The organism is Rhizobium sp. No.120, assembly GCF_054558365.1.
In genome coordinates this window covers 96,219-113,479 of record NZ_BAAJNQ010000001.1, presented here as the reverse complement: position 1 = coordinate 113,479, position 17,261 = coordinate 96,219, and the positions used below count along the sequence as shown (strand labels likewise).

The following is a 17,261-nucleotide window of genomic DNA, read 5'->3' as shown; positions in this document are numbered from 1 at the left end:
GCGCATGCATAGAATTTAGGCGCAAAATAGATGCGGGATTCTTTGAAGGCACCAGAGAAAGCGCTTGCCGCTCCGAAATACGTATTTTAAGATTAAAACATTCCGACAATAAATCGCCAGCGGCAGTTGGGCGTCATGCTTTTCTGCCGCTTAACAGGGGAACGGAGTGACCATGACAACGCTTACTCGGCGCGAGGCCCTGAGCCTCGGCGCAGCCGCATTTTTGACTGGGATTTTAGCCGGCAGAACGCCTGTAGAAGCAGCCGAAGCCGGCACGCTGGCCATCGCCTTCAACGTCAATTTGCCCTCTTTCGATCCGACGACCGGCCCGTCCGCCGTCAACCCGACGATCCAGGCGATCTATCGGTCGATCTTCGACCAGTATATTGGCCAAGGACCGGACTTAAAGTTTCAACCGGGACTTCTGACGGCCTGGGGCTGGAACGACGACAAGACCAAGGTCTGGATGGACGTGCGCGAAGGCGTGACCTGGCACGACGGCTCCAAGTTGACGCCTGACGATATCGTCTGGTCGCTGGAGCGCGCCGCCAAGCAGGACACCGGCAATCCGATACAGTTCATCTGGTCGACCGCCAACAATTACAAGGTGGAAGGCAACCGCATCACCGGCGATGTCGTCCGTTTCGAGCCGACCTATTTCAAATGGATGGCCTTCCTGACAGGCTATGTCCTGCCGAAAGATTATTATACCAAGGTGGGCGCGCAGGGCTTCGAAAAGAAGCCGATCGGCACCGGCCCCTATATGGTCGATGCCTACGAGGGCAATTCCTATCTGCGCCTGAAGGCGAACCCGAACTATTTCGGCGGCAAGCCGGCCTTCGATACCGTTATCTTCAAGTTCGTGCCTGATACGACCAGCCGCGTGGCCGAAATCGAATCCGGCTCTTCCGACGTGACGCTGGAAATCCCCTATGAGGATTTCGACCGGCTGAAGAAGAAGTCCGGTCTTGCTGGCGTCGCCACCCCGATCTCCGACATCGGCATGATCTTCATCAGCAATGTCGATCCGATGCTCGACAAGAACGTTCGCCTCGCTGCCAATATGGCGATCGACAAGGAAGCGATCATCAAGCGGCTGCTGCGCGGCTACGGCAAGCCTCTGTCGACGCTCGAAGCGCCGGAATATGAGGCCTACGACGCGTCAGTCAAAACTCCTTACGATCCGGAACAGGCGAAGAAACTTCTGGCGGCCAGCGGCTATTCGCCGGAAAAGCCTGTGAAATTTACCATCAAGACGACCCGCGGCTTCAAGCCGAAGGATTACGAGATGATCCAGGCGATCGTCGGCATGTGGCGTAAGGTCGGCATCGAGGCTGACATCGAAGTCTATGAAATCGCCAAACATTATGAGCTGCGCGCAGCCCATCAGCTCGGACCGGCCGCCTTCTACAACTGGGGCAACGCCATCGGCGATCCGACGACCTCAACCGGCTTCGCCATGTTCGGGCCTTCGCCGCACTCCGCCTGGAAGACCAAGGATGTCGACGACATGCTGGGGCCGCTCTGGGTGGAAAAGGACGAGGCAAAGCGTATTGCCGGCTGGAAAGCGGCGATCAAATACATAGCCGAGCAGGGCTATGTAATCCCGCTGCTGCAATATGCCCAGCCGATCGTCTACAAAGCGAGCCTGAAGGTCACGCCGAACGTCTCCGGCGCCCTGCAGCCGACGCTGATGTCGAAGGCTTGATCTCGCTCTTGTAGCCTTGCCCCACCCTAGCCCTCTCCTGGCAAGCGGGGAGAGGGAACAACCTTTGTATCCTCGCGGGAACAGGTTGTTAGGGGTAGGTTGCCGGTGCCTCTTTCCCTCTCTCCCCGCCACAGCAGGGAGAGAGGCCCCTACAGGGCGGATGAGGGGCTTAGGACCGCCATAGCCGTGCCATCGGAACTCATAACGCATGATAGCAGTCTCCATTCTCAACCGGCTGATCATGGCCGCGATCACCCTCTTCGGGGTGGCGGTGATCGTCTTCGTCCTGCTACGCGTCGTGCCGGGCGATCCGATCGCCATGATGATCTCGCCGGGCGCAAGCCCTGCCGATATCGCAGCGCTGCGCGCCCATTACGGCCTCGATGCGAGCCTGACCACGCAATTCTGGCTCTGGCTCAAAGCGGTTCTGACGGGCGATTTCGGGACATCGATCTCCCTGAAGCGCGATGTACTCTCCCTGCTCGGCGAACGCCTCCCCGCAACGCTAGAACTCGCTTTCGCCGCGCTGGTGCAGGCCGCTCTTCTCGGTGGCACGGTCGCCATCGTCGGCACGCTCGCCCGCCGCACGATTTTCGAACCAGTCATTGACAGCCTGAACGGCCTTTTCCTGGCAGTGCCGGATTTCGTGTGGGCTCTCGCGCTGGTTCTTGTGCTCGGCGTTCTCTTCCCGCTTTTCCCGCTTTCCGGCCGCATCGATCCAAGGACGGACGTACAGTTCGCCACCCCCTTCTATCTCCTCGAAAGTCTCGTAACGTTCCGCTTCGCGATCTTCACAGACATTTGCGCCCACATAATCATGCCGGTCCTGGCGCTCGGCCTGCCGCTCGCCGCCATCATCGCCCGCGTGCTGAAAGCCACACTCTCCGAGGCCATGGTGCAGGACTATATTCTGCTCGCCAAGCTGAAAGGCATGTCCGAGTTGCGGCTGGTGCTGCAGGAGGCGCTACGCAATGCTGTCGGCCCGACGATCGCGCTGACCGGCGTGCAATTCACCTTCCTAATCGGCGGCACCGTCATCGTCGAGCGCATCTTCGCCTATCCCGGCATCGGCAATATGGCGATCGATGCCGTCATCAATCGCGACCTGCCGCTGATTCAAGGATTGGTGCTGGTTTTCGGCGCTCTCTTCATTCTCGTCAATCTGGCAGTCGATCTCCTGGTCGCGGCCTTCAATCCGAGGCTCGCCCATGGCTGACGTCACCTCGCCCGCCATGTCGCGCTCGCCTTCCAGAATGGCGAAACGCCTGCGCGCATTGCTCGCCGAACCAAAGGTGATCTTCGGCGGTGGCTTCATTCTTATCCTCATCATCCTTGCGATCTTCGCGCCTTACATCGCGCCGAAGGATCCGCTGGAGCAGGATCTGATGTCCGGCACCCTGCCGCCAGCATGGATCGAAGGATCCGATCCAGGCTTCCTGCTGGGCACGGACGATCTCGGCCGCGACGTGCTGTCCCGCGCCATCTTCGGCACGCGCATCGCGCTGACGGTCGCCTTCGTCGCGGCAGGATTGGCGGCACTCATCGGCACATTGCTCGGCCTTCTCGCCGGCTGGTATGGCGGCTGGATCGACAAGGTGATCTCGCGTCTCGTCGATATCTGGATGGCCTTCCCGCCAGTCCTTCTGTCGATCCTGCTCGTCGCCGTCTTCGGCTCCGGCGTGCACTCGGTCATCGCGGCCATCGTCATCATCGACTGGACGCGCTTCTGTCGCGTCGTGCGCTCGGAAACGCAAGCGCAGGCGCGGATGGATTATGTGACGGCAGCTCACACCATCGGCTTTTCACGCGTGAGAATCCTCTTCAGCGAAATCGTGCCCAATGTGACACCGGTGCTGATCGCCCTTGTCAGCCTCGAAATGGGCATTGCTGTCATCGTCGAAGCCATTCTGTCCTTCGTTGGCCTGTCTGTTGCCTCCGACACGCCGACCTGGGGCGGCATGATCGCCGAAGGGCGGCAAATGATCTACCAAGGCTGGTGGGTGCTCGTGGTGCCCCTGATCGCGCTGTTTGCGACGGTGCTTGCCTTCAATCAACTCGGTGACGGCCTGCGCCGCGCCCTCGATCCGGTGATGCGCCGATGATGCCTCCGCTTCTCTCCATTGCCGGCCTCAGCGCCGTGTCCGACCGCGACAGCGGCGCCCCGATTCTGCGCGACGTTTCTCTGACGCTCGCGCGCGGCGAAGTGCGCGGGCTGGTCGGCGAAAGCGGCGCCGGAAAATCGACCATCGCCAAGGCGCTGCTCGGCATCCTGCCGCGCAGCGTCCGCATCACGAATGGATCGATCCTGTTCGAAAGCCGCGACCTGCTCACGCTCTCCGCCAGGGAATTGCGAGATATCATGGGCAGCGAAATCTCGCTGATTCCTCAGGACCCGCAAACGGCCCTCAATCCCGGCCGGCGCATCGAAGCGCAACTGACCGATGGCTTGCGGTTGAAACGGGGCATGTCATCAGGCGACGCCCACCGGCGGGCACTGAAGCTGCTGGAAGAAGTACATATCCGCGATCCCGAGCGTGTATTGCGCGCCTATCCCCATGAATTGTCCGGCGGCATGCGCCAACGCATCCTAATCGCCGCCGCCTTCGCGCTGCAGCCGAAGTTGGTGGTCGCCGACGAGCCGACCACCGCGCTCGACGTTACCGTGCAAAAGCAGATCCTGCGGCTGATCCGCGGCCTGCAGGAAGCGCACGGCACCGCCGTGATCTTCGTCACCCACGATCTCGGCGTCGTCGCCCAGATCTGCGACAGTGTGACCCTGCTTTACGCTGGCAAGGTGATCGAGGACGGACGCACGAGCGACGTGCTGGCGCATCCCAAGCACATCTACACGAAATCCTTGATATCGGCCGGGCCGCGCTATGACCGGCCGGATGCCGGGCTGACGCCGGTGCCGCAAGCCGTTTTCGAACAATTGCGCCGCGAGATCGGCATTCCGGAGGGAAGCCGATGAGCGTTTCCGATACTCTCCTTTCGGCCAGAGGCATCGAGGTCACCTATGGCGCCAAGCGGCACCTTTTCGGGCCGCCGGGCTCGGGCATCAAGGTGCTGCACGGCGTCGACATCGATATCAACCGCGGCGAAACCGCGGGCATCGTTGGCGAAAGCGGCTCAGGCAAGACGACCCTCGGCCGCACCCTGTTACGGCTGATTGACATAAATGCGGGCAGCATCCATTTCGATGGCCGAGACATCACGCATCTGCCTGATGCCGATATGCGACCGCTACGCCGCCGCATGCAGATGATCTTTCAAGATCCGATGGCCTCGCTCAATCCGCGCCACACGATCCGCCGCATCCTCGTCGAGCCGCTACTGCTGCATCGGCTGGCTTCGGATCGGAAAGAAGCTGAGCGGCAGGTTGGCGCAATTCTCGAACGGGTGACGCTGCCTCAGGCATGCCTCGACCGCAATCCGCATGAACTCTCGGGCGGCCAGCGCCAGCGCATCGGCATCGCCCGTGCTGCACTGCTGAAGCCGGATTTCGTGCTCGCCGACGAGATCGTCTCCGGCCTCGACGTGTCGACCCAGGCACAGGTTCTCAATCTGCTGAAGGAGCTTTCGCGCGATCTTGGCCTCTCGATGGCGTTCATCAGCCACGATCTCTCCGTCATCCGCGCGGTCTGCGACCGCGTCTACGTCATGCGTAACGGTCGTATTGAAGAGGAAGGCGATTGCGAGCGCGTCTTCACCGCCCCCGCCTCCGCCTATACCCGCATGCTGCTGGACGCCATTCCCTTGCCGGAAGTCGACCCGCACTGGCTCGGCCGCGAAAGTCTGATGGAAGAAGCGCCCGCTGCATGAAGGTCACTCGATCATAGTGCAAAGTTTGTGCTTGAGCCACAAGTACGAACGAGACTGCAACAACATCGACATATGGAAAGGGAAGACCCTATGAAGGATCCTGTTTCTGCAGCAACGAAGACCGTGGGACTGCCCGGTCTTCGCGGCCACGATCATACGGGATTGACGGTGCCGGATATGAAGCAGGCAGTCGATTTCTTCGAAAACGTGCTTGGCTGCGAGGTCATCATGTCGTTCGGCCCGTTTGCCGACGATAAGGGCACATTCATGAGCGATCTGCTCGGTGTCGATCCCAAGGCTCAAATCAAGCAGATCACTCAGGTGCGGTGCGGTTTCGGATCGAACATTGAACTGTTTGAATATTCAGCGCCCGATCAGCGCAACCTCAGGCAGAAGAACAGCGATATCGGCGCGTTTCATATCTCGCTCTATGTGGACGACATTGACGCAGCAAAGGCTTATCTGGATAGCAGGAACGTTGGGACGCGGCTGGGGCCGCTCTCAATCACAGAGGGTCCGGCAGCTGGCCAGTCGATCCTTTATTTCCAGGCACCATGGGGCCTGCAGTTCGAGGCTATCAGCTATCCCAAGGGCATGGCTTATGAAAAAGATGCCGAAACCGTGCTGTGGAGCCCGAAGGATCCAAGTAGGTGAAGCGAGACGCCTGACCGGTATCCTCAGTTTCGCAGGCGGAAGCGCTGTATCTTGCCGGATTCCGTCTTCGGCAAGGCTTCGACGAAGACGATAGAGCGCGGATATTTGTACGGCGCGATGACGGCCTTGACGTGATCCTGCAGCGCCTTGACCAGCAGATCCGAGCCGGTGACACCGGGCGCCAGCACGACGTGGGCCTGCACGATATGGCCCCGTTCCTCGTCCGGCTTGCCGATGACAGCGCATTCAAGCACGTCGGCATGCGAAAGCAGGGCCGCCTCCACTTCCGGTCCGGCAATATTGTAACCGGCCGAAAGAATAATGTCGTCGGAACGCGCGGCAAAATGGAAATAGCCTTCCTCATCCTGAATGAAGCTATCACCGGTCACATTCCAGCCGTCGCGCACGTAGTCTGCCTGCCTATGGTCGGCGAGGTAGCGGCAGCCGATCGGCCCGCGAACGACGAGTTTGCCGATCGTGCCGCGCGGAACCTCGTTCATCTTGTCGTCGACGACGCGAGCCTCATAACCCCTCAGCGGCTTGCCGGTGCAGTTCGGCCTGGCATCGGAGAGATGATTGGAAATGAAGATGTGCAGCATCTCGGTCGAGCCGATGCCGTCGAGGATCGGCTTGCCAGTCTTTCGCGTCCATTCCTCGAAGATCGGCCCCGGTAGCGTTTCGCCGGCGGAAACCGCGACCCGGAGAGATGATAGATCCGCCCCCTCTTCCATCGCCGCCAGCATGGCGCGATAGGCGGTCGGTGCGGTGAAGCTGATGGTCGCGCCGTACTCCTGGATGATCTCGACCATGTTCTTCGGCGAGGCATTTTCGAGCAGCGCCGTCGATGCGCCGAAGCGCAGGGGAAAGATGACCAGCCCCCCGAGGCCGAAGGTGAAGGCGATCGGCGGCGAGCCGATGAAGACATCATCCGGCGTCACCTGCAGCACTTCCTTGGCATAGGCGTCGGCGATGATCAGGAGATCGCGATGGAAATGCATCGTCGCCTTCGGCACACCCGTCGAGCCCGAGGTGAAGCCGAGCAACGCCACATCATCCCGCCCGGTCTTGACCGGTTCGAAACGAACGGGCTTGTTGAGCGCGATGCGGTCGAGTTCGGCGTCATGATTGGCGGTACCATCGAAGCCGACGACCTGCTTCAGGAAGCGGCTGTCCTTGGCTGCGGTGACGAGCTCCTCCAACAGCCTGGTATCGCAAAGCGCAAACGAAATCTCCGCCTTGTCGATAATCTTGGAAAGCTCGCCCGCCCGCAGCATCGGCATGGTATTGACGGCAACGGCGCCGACCTTCGTCACCGCCAGCCAGCAGGCGATCATGGCAGGATTGTTGCCGGAGCGGATAAGAACGCGATTGCCCGGCTTCACGCCGAAATTCTCGATGAGCGCGTGCGCGATGCGGTTGGTCCAATCCGCCAGCTCCTTGTAGGTGCGGCGGCGGCCGTTGCCGATCAGGGCCACGTGATCGGCGAAACCCTTCTCGACCATCCGGTCGCTGAGTTCGAAGCCGGCATTCAGCCATTCCGGATAGTCGAAACCCTCCATCCGCAGTTCGGGCCATTCATCGAAGGGCGGCAGATTGTCTCGCGTGAATGTATCGGTATGACCGGTCGGTCCCAGCATTACATTGCTCCCACATTCTTTCGATCAATCGCCACGACAGCCGTTTCCCCGCGGCGCTTGTGGCATTGCTAAAAAAGATCGCACCGAAGCCCGCATTGTTCAAGCAAGAAATTTTAAGCCTAAACTATTTTTGATTTCTGATTGATTCAAAAGCGCTATTTTCGATTTTCCTGCTATTACGGGTGCCTACAGGCCGCATATTGGAGCAGGAAAAGCCTTGACGAATGGCTCCAACAAGATATTTTAAACTTAAATTATTTTGAGATCGGCTCCAGCCGAATGAGGAGGAAAGCGATGCGCATCGTCTGTATCGGCGGCGGCCCCGCAGGGCTTTACTTCGCGCTTCTGATGAAGAAGCTCCATCCCGAGCACTCCATCCGCGTCGTCGAGCGCAACCGCCCCTATGACACCTTCGGCTGGGGCGTCGTCTTCTCTGACGCGACCATGGTGTCGATGCGGGAATGGGATCCCGAAAGCGCTGCCGAAATCGAGGATGCCTTCAACCATTGGGACGATATCGAAGTCCTTTTCAAGGGCACGCGCCAGCGCACATCTGGCCACGGCTTTGTCGGTATCGGCCGCAAGAAGCTGTTGAACATCCTGCAGCGCCGCTGCGAAGCACTCGGCGTCGAGTTGGTCTTCGAGACCGAGGTCAATTCCGATCTCGACTATCCCGACGCCGATCTGATCATCGGCTCGGACGGCCTGAATTCCAAGATCCGCAATCATTATCCGGAAGTCTTCCAGCCTGACATGATCACCCGGCCGAACCGCTATATCTGGCTCGGCACCAACAAGCTTTTCGACGCCTTCACCTTCGATTTCCGTCGTACCGATCACGGCTGGTTCCAGGCGCATATCTACAGGTTTGACGACAAGACCTCGACCTTCATCGTCGAGACGACGGAAGAGGCGTATCTCGCTCACGGCCTCGACAAGATGGATCAGGACGGCTCCATCGCCTTCTGCGAAAATCTGTTCTCCGAAGTGCTCGAAGGCGCTTCGCTAATGACCAATGCTCGCCACATCCGCGGCTCGGCCTGGCTGAACTTCAACCGCCTGATCTGCGGCAAGTGGAGCCATTTCAACGGCAATTCCCATGTCGTGCTGATGGGCGATGCCGCCCACACCGCGCATTTCGCCATCGGCTCCGGCACCAAGCTCGCCATCGATGATGCCATCGAGCTGACCCGGCAATTCCAGATCCACGGGCATGAGAAGGACAAGATACCGGCCGTCCTCGAAAGCTACGAGGAAATCCGCCGCGTCGATGTCGCCCGCATCCAGAATGCCGCCCGCAATGCGATGGAATGGTTCGAAGTCGTCGGCCGCCGCTATGCCGATACGCTCGAAGCGCCGCAATTCATGTATTCGATGCTGACCCGCTCTCAGCGCATCAGCCACGAAAATCTGCGGCTGCGCGACAAGACCTGGCTCGAAGGCTATGAGCGCTGGTTCGCCGAAAAATCCGGCCTCGATGTCGGCAACGATCGCTGCCTTCCGCCGATGTTCACGCCCTACCGACTGCGCGATATCCAGCTCGTCAACCGCATCGTCATGTCTCCGATGGCGATGTACTCGGCTGTAGATGGCGTGATGAACGATTTCCATATCGTCCATCTCGGCTCTCGCGCGCTTGGAGGCGCAGGTTTAATCTTCGCGGAAATGACCTGCGTTACCCCAGACGCCCGCATCACCCCCGGCTGTCTTGGCCTTTGGAACGAGGAACAGGTCGCGCAATGGAAGCGCCTGGTCGATTTCGTTCACACGAACAGTGCGGCCAAGGTCGGCATCCAGCTCGGCCATGCCGGCCGCAAGGGTGCGACGAAGCTTGCCTGGGAAGGCATCGACCAGCCGCTCCCAGAAGGCGAATGGCCGCTGATCTCGGCATCGGCAATTCCCTATCTCAAGAGCAGTCAGGTGCCGAAGGCCATGGATCGCGCCGATATGGAGCGCGTCAAGGCCGATTTCATTCGCTCGACCGAACTGGCGATCGAGACCGGCGCCGGTTGGTTGGAACTGCATTGCGCCCACGGCTATCTGCTGTCGAGCTTCCTGTCGCCGCTTACCAATCTGCGCGATGACGAGTATGGCGGCAGCCACGAAAACCGCGCCCGCTATCCCCTCGAAGTTTTCAAGGCGATGCGCGCCATCTGGCCGGCGGGCAAGCCGATCTCGATCCGCCTCTCCTGCCATGATTGGACCGATGGCGGCAACACGCCGGAAGATGCGGCAATCTTCGCCCGCATGTTCAAGGAGGCTGGTGCCGACCTGATCGACTGCTCCTCGGGCCAGGTTTCGAAACAGGAAAAGCCGGTCTACGGCCGCCTATTCCAGACACCCTTCTCCGACAAGATCCGCAACGAGATCGGCATCCCGACGATTGCCGTCGGTGCGATCTCCGAGGCCGATCACGCCAATTCGATCATCGCCGCCGGCCGTGCCGACCTCTGCGCCATCGCTCGCCCGCATCTGGCAGACCCGGCATGGGCGCTGCATGAAGCCGCAAAGATCGGGCTGACTTCCATTCCCTGGCCGAAGCAATATCTTTCCGGCAAGACGCAGTATGAAACCAACCTCGCCCGTGCGGCCACCGCATCACCGGCGAAATGAGGATGAGATGACGACTTCGGGTAAACTCGCCGGCCGTCACGCCCTCGTCACCGGAGCCGGCAGCGGCATCGGTGCCGCGATCGCCAAGGCGCTTGCCGCTGAAGGTGCACACGTCAGCCTCGCAGGCCGCCGCCGCGAGCCGCTGGAAGCGGTCGCCACCGAAATCGGCGCCCAGGCTTTTGTGGTCAATGGCTTCGATGTCACCAGCACCGATGCTGTTGCCCAGGGCCTTGCCAAGGCACGCGAAAAATTCGGCCCAGTCGATATCCTTGTCAACAATGCCGGCGAGGCACCGAGCGCAGCCTTCGAGAAGACGACCTTGGAGGCCTGGAACCACGTTCTCTCGGTCGACCTCACAGGCGTTTTCGTGGTGACGCAGGCTGCCCTTCCCGACCTGAAAGCCCATGGTGCCGGCGCGCGGATCATTAATATCGCCTCGACGGCCGGCCTGAAGGGCTATGGTTACGTCTCGGCTTACGTCGCGGCCAAGCATGGTGTCGTCGGCCTGACCCGCTCGTTGGCGCTGGAGCTGGCGAAAACCGGTATCACGGTCAATGCCGTCTGCCCCGGCTTCACCGATACACCGATTATCCGGCGCTCGATCGAAACCATCGTCGCCAAGACCGGGCGCACGGCCGAACAGGCGCTGGCCGAGTTCATGAAATCCAATCCGCAAGGGCGGCTCGTGAAGCCAGAAGAGGTCGCCGATACCGTACTCTGGCTAGTCTCGCCGGGCGCGGCATCGATCAATGGACAGGCAATTGCGGTTGCCGGTGGGGAGATTTGAGCGCGATGAGCGATCGGGACATGACGATGAGGGGGCATCTGAAGCCCTTCAAGGATTTGAAGCCTGAGCACTTCCTATGGGATGTCAGCGAAGACGGCCGCGTCGCCACCATCCGCCTCAATCGCCCGGAACGTAAGAACCCGCTGACCTTCGATAGCTATGCCGAGCTACGCGATCTCTTTCGCGATCTCGTTTACGCATCCGATATCCGTGCCATCGTACTGACCGGCGCCGGCGGCAACTTTTCCTCGGGCGGTGACGTCTTCGAGATTATCGAGCCATTGACCCGTATGGCGATGCCCGAGCTTCTGGCCTTTACACGCATGACCGGCGATCTCGTCAAGGCGATGCGCAAATGCCCGCAGCCGATCATCTCGGCAGTGGACGGCATCTGCGCCGGCGCCGGCGCCATCCTTGCCATGGCCTCTGATCTGAGGCTCGCGACGCCCGAAGCGAAAACCGCCTTCCTCTTCACCCGCGTCGGCCTGGCGGGTGCCGATATGGGCGCTTGCGGCATCCTGCCTCGCATCATCGGCCAGGGCCGCGCCGCCGAGCTTCTCTTCACCGGCCGATCGATGACGGCGGCGGAAGGACAGGCCTGGGGCTTCTATAACGGCCTGTACACCGGCGCTGACGTCGAAAGCGAAGCAGTCAAGCTCGCCCGTTCGCTCGCCGACGGCCCATGGTTCGCGCACGGCATGACCAAAACCATGCTGAATCAGGAATGGGCGATGGGCATTGACGAAATGATCGAATCCGAAGCGCAGGCGCAGGCGATCTGCATGGCGACGCAGGATTTCCGCCGCGCTTTCGAGGCTTTCGCCGCCAAGCGCCGGCCGGAATTCCAGGGGGATTGAGGAGATGTCCGCGACAACTAGCCTCCCCGGCCCGACGCGCGATCATCTGGAGTGGCCTTTCTTCGAAGAACGCCACCACCGTTTCACGGCTGAAGTCGACGCCTTCGCCAAATCCGGCATCATGGCTTCGATCGATCATGCCGATGTCGATGCCGCATGCCGCAAGCTGGTCAAGGCGCTGGGCGAAGCCGGGCTTCTCACCGCCGCCACTGGGTCTTCCGACAGCGAACCGCTGATCGATTCCCGCATGGTCTGCCTCGCCCGCGAAACGCTCGCCTGGCATGACGGCCTGGCCGATTTCGCCTTTGCCATGCAGGGGCTCGGCACGGGCGCCATCGGCCTTTCCGGTTCGCCCGAATTGCGCTCGACCGTCCTGCCCAAGGTGCGCTCGGGTGACTGGCTTGCCGCCTTTGCGCTGTCGGAAAAGGACGCCGGCTCCGATGTCGCCGCAATGAGCTGCGCTGCCCGCTTTGATGGCGATCACTATGTCCTCGACGGCGAGAAGACCTGGATTTCCAATGGCGGCATTGCCGACGTCTACACCGTCTTCGCGCGCACCGGCGAAGCGCCGGGAACCCGTGGCATCTCGGCCTTCGTGGTCTTTGCCGACGATCCCGGTTTCTCCATTGCCGAGCGCATCGAGGTCATTGCGCCGCATCCGCTGGCGACGATCCGCTTCGACAATTGCCGCATTCCCGCTTCCCGTCGCCTCGGCGCGTCAGGCGAAGGCTTCAAGATCGCCATGCGCACGCTCGATATCTTCCGCGCATCGGTCGCCGCTGCCGGCCTCGGCTTTGCCCGCCGCGCGCTCGATGAATCGCTTGCCCATGCGCGGTCACGTCCGATGTTCGGCGCAGCCCTTGCCGACCTTCAGTTGACGCAGGCCGCCCTCGGCGATATGGCGACCGGCATCGATGCGGCGGCATTGCTCACTTACCGGGCGGCCTGGCGCCGCGACGTGCAGCGCTTGCCGACGACGCGCGAAGCCGCCATGGCCAAGATGACGGCGACGGAAACCGCGCAAAACGTCATCGACCGCGCTGTCCAGCTCTTTGGCGGACGTGGCGTGAAATCGGGCGAGATAACGGAAAAACTCTATCGGGAGATCCGCGCGCTTCGCATCTATGAAGGTGCGACGGAAGTTCAGAAACTCATCGTCGCGCGCGAACTTTTGAAGACCAATTAATGGGAGATACCAGCATGAGCCGCGAGATTTTCGACTGGGCCGACCCGTTCCGGCTGACGGAACAGCTGAGCGACGACGAAAGGATGGTGCTGGATACCGCGCATTCCTACGCGCAGGAAAAGCTCGCGCCGCGCGTCCTCGAAGCCTTCCGGCATGAAAAGACCGATCCGGCGATCTTCCGCGAAATGGGTGAACTCGGCCTGCTCGGTCCGACGATCTCCCCGGAATATGGTGGCGCCAGCCTCGGCTATGTCGCCTATGGCCTGATCGCCCGTGAAGTCGAGCGTGTCGACAGCGGCTACCGCTCGATGATGAGCGTGCAGTCCTCGCTCGTCATGGTGCCGATCGAGACCTTCGGTTCGGAAGCGCAGAAGCAGAAGTACCTGCCGAAGCTCGCGACCGGCGAATGGATCGGCTGCTTCGGCCTCACCGAACCGAACCATGGCTCCGATCCCGGCTCGATGGTCACCCGCGCAAAGAAGGTTGATGGCGGATATAGCCTGACCGGCGCCAAGACCTGGATCTCCAACGCGCCGATCGCCGATATCTTCGTCGTCTGGGCGAAGACCGAGGACGGTCTTATCCGCGGCTTCATCCTCGAAAAGGGCTGGAAGGGCCTGTCCGCACCCGCCATTCACGGCAAGGTGGGCCTGCGCGCCTCCATAACGGGCGAAGTCGTCATGGATAATGTCTTCGTGCCCGAAGAAAATCTGATGCCGAACGTATCCGGCCTCAAGGGTCCCTTCACCTGCCTCAACTCCGCCCGCTTCGGCATTGCCTGGGGTGCGCTCGGCGCAGCGGAGGATTGCTATGCCAGGGCACGGCAATATGTGCTCGACCGCAAACAGTTCGGCCGTCCCCTTGCTGCCAACCAGCTCATCCAGAAAAAGCTTGCCGACATGGTGACCGAGATCACACTCGGCCTGCAAGGCTGCCTGCGTCTCGGCCGCATGAAGGAAGAAGGCCATCCGCCTGTCGAGCTCACCTCCATCCTCAAGCGCAACAGCTGCGGCAAGGCGCTTGATATCGCCCGCGCTGCCCGCGACATGCTGGGTGGTAACGGCATTTCCGATGAGTTCGGCATCGCCCGCCATCTCGTCAACCTCGAAGTGGTCAACACCTATGAGGGCACGCACGACATCCACGCCCTCATCCTCGGCCGCGCCATCACCGGCATCGCCGCCTTTTCGAACTGAGGCCCGCTTTGGCATTCAAGACCACCAGACCTCTGCGCTTCGGAGATTGCGATCCTTCCGGGATCGCCTATTTCCCATCCTATCTGAACATTCTTGTCGGGGTGCTGGAAGACTATTTCGCTTCGATCGGCTTCTCCTGGCGAAAACTGATCGACGACCGCCGCATCGGCGTTCCCACCGTGCGGCTCGATCTGACCTTCATCAAGCCGGGCCTGCAAGGCGACAATCTCGAATTTCTGCTTTCGGTCCATGGTGTCGGCCGCTCCTCGCTCGATCTCGAACACCAGGTTTCGGCAAACGGCCATGTGCTGTGGACGGCCAAGCACCGCGTCGTCGCCACTTCGCTCGATACGCATAAATCCCTTGAATGGCCGGAGGATATCCGCGCCGCACTGACCTCTCATCTGGAGACGACCGATGCACACCATCCTGCAACCTGAAGGCTGGGCCAAGCCGATCGGCTATGCCAACGGCATGGCGGCGACGGGCCGCATGGTGTTCGTCGGCGGCCAGGTCGGCTGGAATGCCGCCTGCGAATTCGAAAGCGACGATTTCGTCGAGCAGGTGCGCCAGACGCTGAAGAATGTCGTCGCCATTCTTGCCGAAGGCGGCGCGGAGCCCAAGCACATCACCTCGATGACCTGGTATTTCACCGACAAGCAGGAATATCTCGGCAATCTGAAGGGAATCGGTCAGGCCTATCGCGAGATCATCGGCCGGCACTTCCCGGCCATGGCCGCCGTGCAGGTTGTCGCCCTCGTCGAAGATCGTGCCAAGATCGAGATCCAGGCAACGGCAGTCATTCCGGAATAATATAGGCGGTCAAGATCATGTCGGCATTGCGCTTTTCGGACACCATCTCGGCGGCGCTGACCGACGAGATCCTTGTCGTTACTATCGACAATGCGCCGGTCAACGCGCTCTCTGCCGATGTCCGGGCCGGCCTGATGGCGGCGCTTGATCACGTCGAAAAAGACGGGACGACCACGGGCATCGTGCTCACTGGTGCGGGCAACAGCTTCATCGGCGGCGCCGATATCAAGGAATTCGGCAAGCCGCCGGTCGAGCCGCAGCTGCCTGATGTCATCGCCCGCATCGAAGCCTTTGCCAAACCCGTTGTCGCCGCGATCAATGGTGTGGCCCTCGGCGGCGGTCTGGAAGTAGCGCTCGCCTGCCATCGTCGCCTCGCCGCGCCGACCGCCAAACTCGGCCTTCCCGAAGTCAAGCTCGGCATCGTACCCGGCGCCGGTGGCACGCAGCGCCTGCCGCGGCTCACTGGCATCACCGCCGCTATCGATATGATCGCCAATGCACGCATCGTCTCTGCCGCCGAAGCGCTCAAGCGCGGTATCGTGGAAGGCGTAGCTAAAGGTGAATTGATCGCCGAAGCTATTACCGACGCCAAGACGGCCAACGCCGCATCGTTACGCCGCACGGGATCGCTGACCGTTCCTCCGGAAGCTACAGATGTGATCGACAAGGCGGCATCGGACGCATTGCGCAAGGCGCGCGGCCAGCATGCGCCTGCCGAGGCCGTCCGCCTCGTGCGCCTGGCGGCGACCGTCCCTTTATCGGCAGGGCTTGCCGAGGAACGCCGCACTTTTATTGCGCTTCGCGACAGCGAAGAGGCCGCAGCGTTGCGCCATGTCTTCTTCGCGGAACGCGCCGCCGGCAAGGTCGAGGGACTGGAGGCCTTTGCCGCACGCAAGATCGAAACCATCGGCATTGTCGGCACCGGTCTTATGGGATCAGGCATTGCCGTTTCCGCCCTCAACGGCGGCTTTCGCGTGATCGGCGTCGAGCAGACCATCGATGCTTCAGATAAGGGCCGCGAACGGATCGCTGGCCTCCTCGACAAGGCTGTGCAATCCGGTCGCCTCGATGCAGCCGGCCGCGAAGATCGCCTCAGCCGGCTGACCGTGACGGCGGAGATTCAAGAGCTCGCAAAAGCCGATATCGTCATCGAAGCCGTCTTCGACGATCTCACCGTCAAGACCGAGCTCTTCCAGCGCCTCGACGCGATCGTTCGAGCCGATGCGATCCTTGCGACCAATACGAGCTATCTCGACCCCGATGTCATTGCTGCGGCCACCAAACTGCCAGAGCGTGTCGTCGGCCTGCACTTCTTCTCGCCCGCCAATATCATGCGGCTCCTGGAAGTGGTGAAGTGCAAGAAGACGGTGCCGGATGTGCTGGCGACAGCTCTTGCCCTGGCAAAGCGGCTCGGCAAACTGCCTGTCGTATCGGGCGTCACCGAAGGCTTCATCGGCAACCGCATCTTTTCCGCCTATCGCCGCGAAACCGAATACATGGTCGAGGACGGCGCCTCGCCGCAGGAGATCGACGCGGCCCTGGAGGCCTACGGCTTTCCGATGGGGCCTTTTGCCGTATTCGACATGGCGGGTCTGGAAATCGCCTGGGCACGCCGCAAGCGTCAGGCCGCGACACGCGATCCCTCGGAACGCTACGTCGTCATCGCCGACCGGCTCTGCGAAGCCGGCCGCTTCGGCCAGAAGACCGGCCGCGGCTGGTACGCCTACCCCGACGGCAAACGGACTGTTGATCCCGAGGCAACGGCCATGATCGAAGCCGCCCGCGCTGAAAAAGGCATTGTACCAAGGAGCTTCACTGCGGAAGAGATCGTGAGCCGCCTGCTGAAAGCCATGGCCACCGAAGGCGAGGCGCTGCTTGCGGAAGGCATCGCCGCCCGCGCCAGCGATATCGATCTCGTCATGATCAATGGCTATGGCTTTCCGGCCAGCAAGGGCGGCCCGATGTTTGCGGCCGGCCGCCGCTGAAAG

General features: G+C 61.2%; 15 protein-coding genes. 14 read left to right on the top strand and 1 reads right to left on the bottom strand.

From position 1 onward, the window contains the following. The first annotated feature begins 172 nt into the window (after positions 1-172). The 6 genes from ACYJRZ_RS00575 to ACYJRZ_RS00550 all read left to right on the top strand — a co-directional run bounded on the left by ACYJRZ_RS00575 (position 173) and on the right by ACYJRZ_RS00550 (position 6,184). Positions 173-1,708 (top strand): ABC transporter substrate-binding protein, encoded by a 1,536-nt coding sequence (locus tag ACYJRZ_RS00575; RefSeq protein ID WP_459455098.1) that lies wholly within the window; start codon positions 173-175, stop codon positions 1,706-1,708. Positions 1,709-1,916: 208 nt separating this feature from the next. Then, positions 1,917-2,924 (top strand): ABC transporter permease, encoded by a 1,008-nt coding sequence (locus ACYJRZ_RS00570; protein WP_459455097.1) that lies wholly within the window; start codon positions 1,917-1,919, stop codon positions 2,922-2,924. Further along, positions 2,917-3,810, top strand: a complete 894-nt coding sequence (locus ACYJRZ_RS00565) for an ABC transporter permease (RefSeq protein WP_459455096.1) — start codon at positions 2,917-2,919, stop codon at positions 3,808-3,810. Before ACYJRZ_RS00570 ends, ACYJRZ_RS00565 begins: the two co-directional genes overlap by 8 nt. Beyond that, entirely contained in the window at positions 3,807-4,679 is an 873-nt protein-coding gene (locus ACYJRZ_RS00560) for an ABC transporter ATP-binding protein (RefSeq protein WP_459455095.1), read from the top strand. Before ACYJRZ_RS00565 ends, ACYJRZ_RS00560 begins: the two co-directional genes overlap by 4 nt. After that, complete coding sequence (locus ACYJRZ_RS00555; RefSeq protein ID WP_459455094.1) at positions 4,676-5,530, top strand: ATP-binding cassette domain-containing protein; 855 nt, start codon at positions 4,676-4,678, stop codon at positions 5,528-5,530. The genes ACYJRZ_RS00560 and ACYJRZ_RS00555 overlap by 4 nt, the downstream gene beginning before the upstream one ends. Positions 5,531-5,620: 90 nt before the next feature. Next, positions 5,621-6,184 carry a VOC family protein gene (locus ACYJRZ_RS00550; RefSeq protein WP_459455093.1) on the top strand — a complete coding sequence of 188 codons (564 nt, stop codon included), beginning with the start codon at positions 5,621-5,623 and terminating at the stop codon, positions 6,182-6,184. A 23-nt stretch (positions 6,185-6,207) separates the two neighbouring features. Here the strand turns inward: ACYJRZ_RS00550 and ACYJRZ_RS00545 are convergent, their stop codons facing one another. Next, on the bottom strand, positions 6,208-7,821 hold the full coding sequence (locus tag ACYJRZ_RS00545; RefSeq protein ID WP_459455092.1) for an AMP-binding protein: 1,614 nt from the start codon (positions 7,819-7,821) through the stop codon (positions 6,208-6,210). A gap of 294 nt (positions 7,822-8,115) precedes the next feature. Here ACYJRZ_RS00545 and ACYJRZ_RS00540 point away from each other — a divergent pair, with 294 nt between their 5' ends. Genes ACYJRZ_RS00540 through ACYJRZ_RS00505 form a run of 8 tightly spaced genes read left to right on the top strand, consistent with a single transcriptional unit; the run spans position 8,116 to position 17,258 of the window. Continuing rightward, a complete protein-coding gene (locus ACYJRZ_RS00540) occupies positions 8,116-10,434 on the top strand; it encodes a bifunctional salicylyl-CoA 5-hydroxylase/oxidoreductase (protein ID WP_459455091.1) in 2,319 nt (772 codons plus the stop codon). A 7-nt stretch (positions 10,435-10,441) separates the two neighbouring features. After that, positions 10,442-11,221 (top strand): SDR family NAD(P)-dependent oxidoreductase, encoded by a 780-nt coding sequence (locus tag ACYJRZ_RS00535; protein ID WP_459455090.1) that lies wholly within the window; start codon positions 10,442-10,444, stop codon positions 11,219-11,221. Positions 11,222-11,226: 5 nt separating this feature from the next. Next, entirely contained in the window at positions 11,227-12,078 is an 852-nt protein-coding gene (locus ACYJRZ_RS00530; RefSeq protein ID WP_459455089.1) for an enoyl-CoA hydratase family protein, read from the top strand. Between the two features lie 4 nt (positions 12,079-12,082). Then, positions 12,083-13,264 carry an acyl-CoA dehydrogenase family protein gene (locus ACYJRZ_RS00525; RefSeq protein ID WP_459455088.1) on the top strand — a complete coding sequence of 394 codons (1,182 nt, stop codon included), beginning with the start codon at positions 12,083-12,085 and terminating at the stop codon, positions 13,262-13,264. 14 nt (positions 13,265-13,278) lie between these two features. Continuing rightward, positions 13,279-14,460, top strand: coding sequence for an acyl-CoA dehydrogenase (locus tag ACYJRZ_RS00520; RefSeq protein WP_459455087.1), 1,182 nt, complete (start codon positions 13,279-13,281; stop codon positions 14,458-14,460). Positions 14,461-14,468: 8 nt separating this feature from the next. After that, positions 14,469-14,900 carry an acyl-CoA thioesterase gene (locus ACYJRZ_RS00515; protein ID WP_459455086.1) on the top strand — a complete coding sequence of 144 codons (432 nt, stop codon included), beginning with the start codon at positions 14,469-14,471 and terminating at the stop codon, positions 14,898-14,900. Continuing rightward, positions 14,878-15,273, top strand: coding sequence for a RidA family protein (locus ACYJRZ_RS00510; protein WP_069611780.1), 396 nt, complete (start codon positions 14,878-14,880; stop codon positions 15,271-15,273). Before ACYJRZ_RS00515 ends, ACYJRZ_RS00510 begins: the two co-directional genes overlap by 23 nt. Positions 15,274-15,290: 17 nt before the next feature. Then, the gene (locus tag ACYJRZ_RS00505) at positions 15,291-17,258 is read left to right on the top strand and encodes a 3-hydroxyacyl-CoA dehydrogenase NAD-binding domain-containing protein (RefSeq protein WP_459455085.1); all 1,968 of its coding nucleotides are present in this window, start codon (positions 15,291-15,293) and stop codon (positions 17,256-17,258) included. The last annotated feature ends 3 nt before the right edge of the window (positions 17,259-17,261 follow it).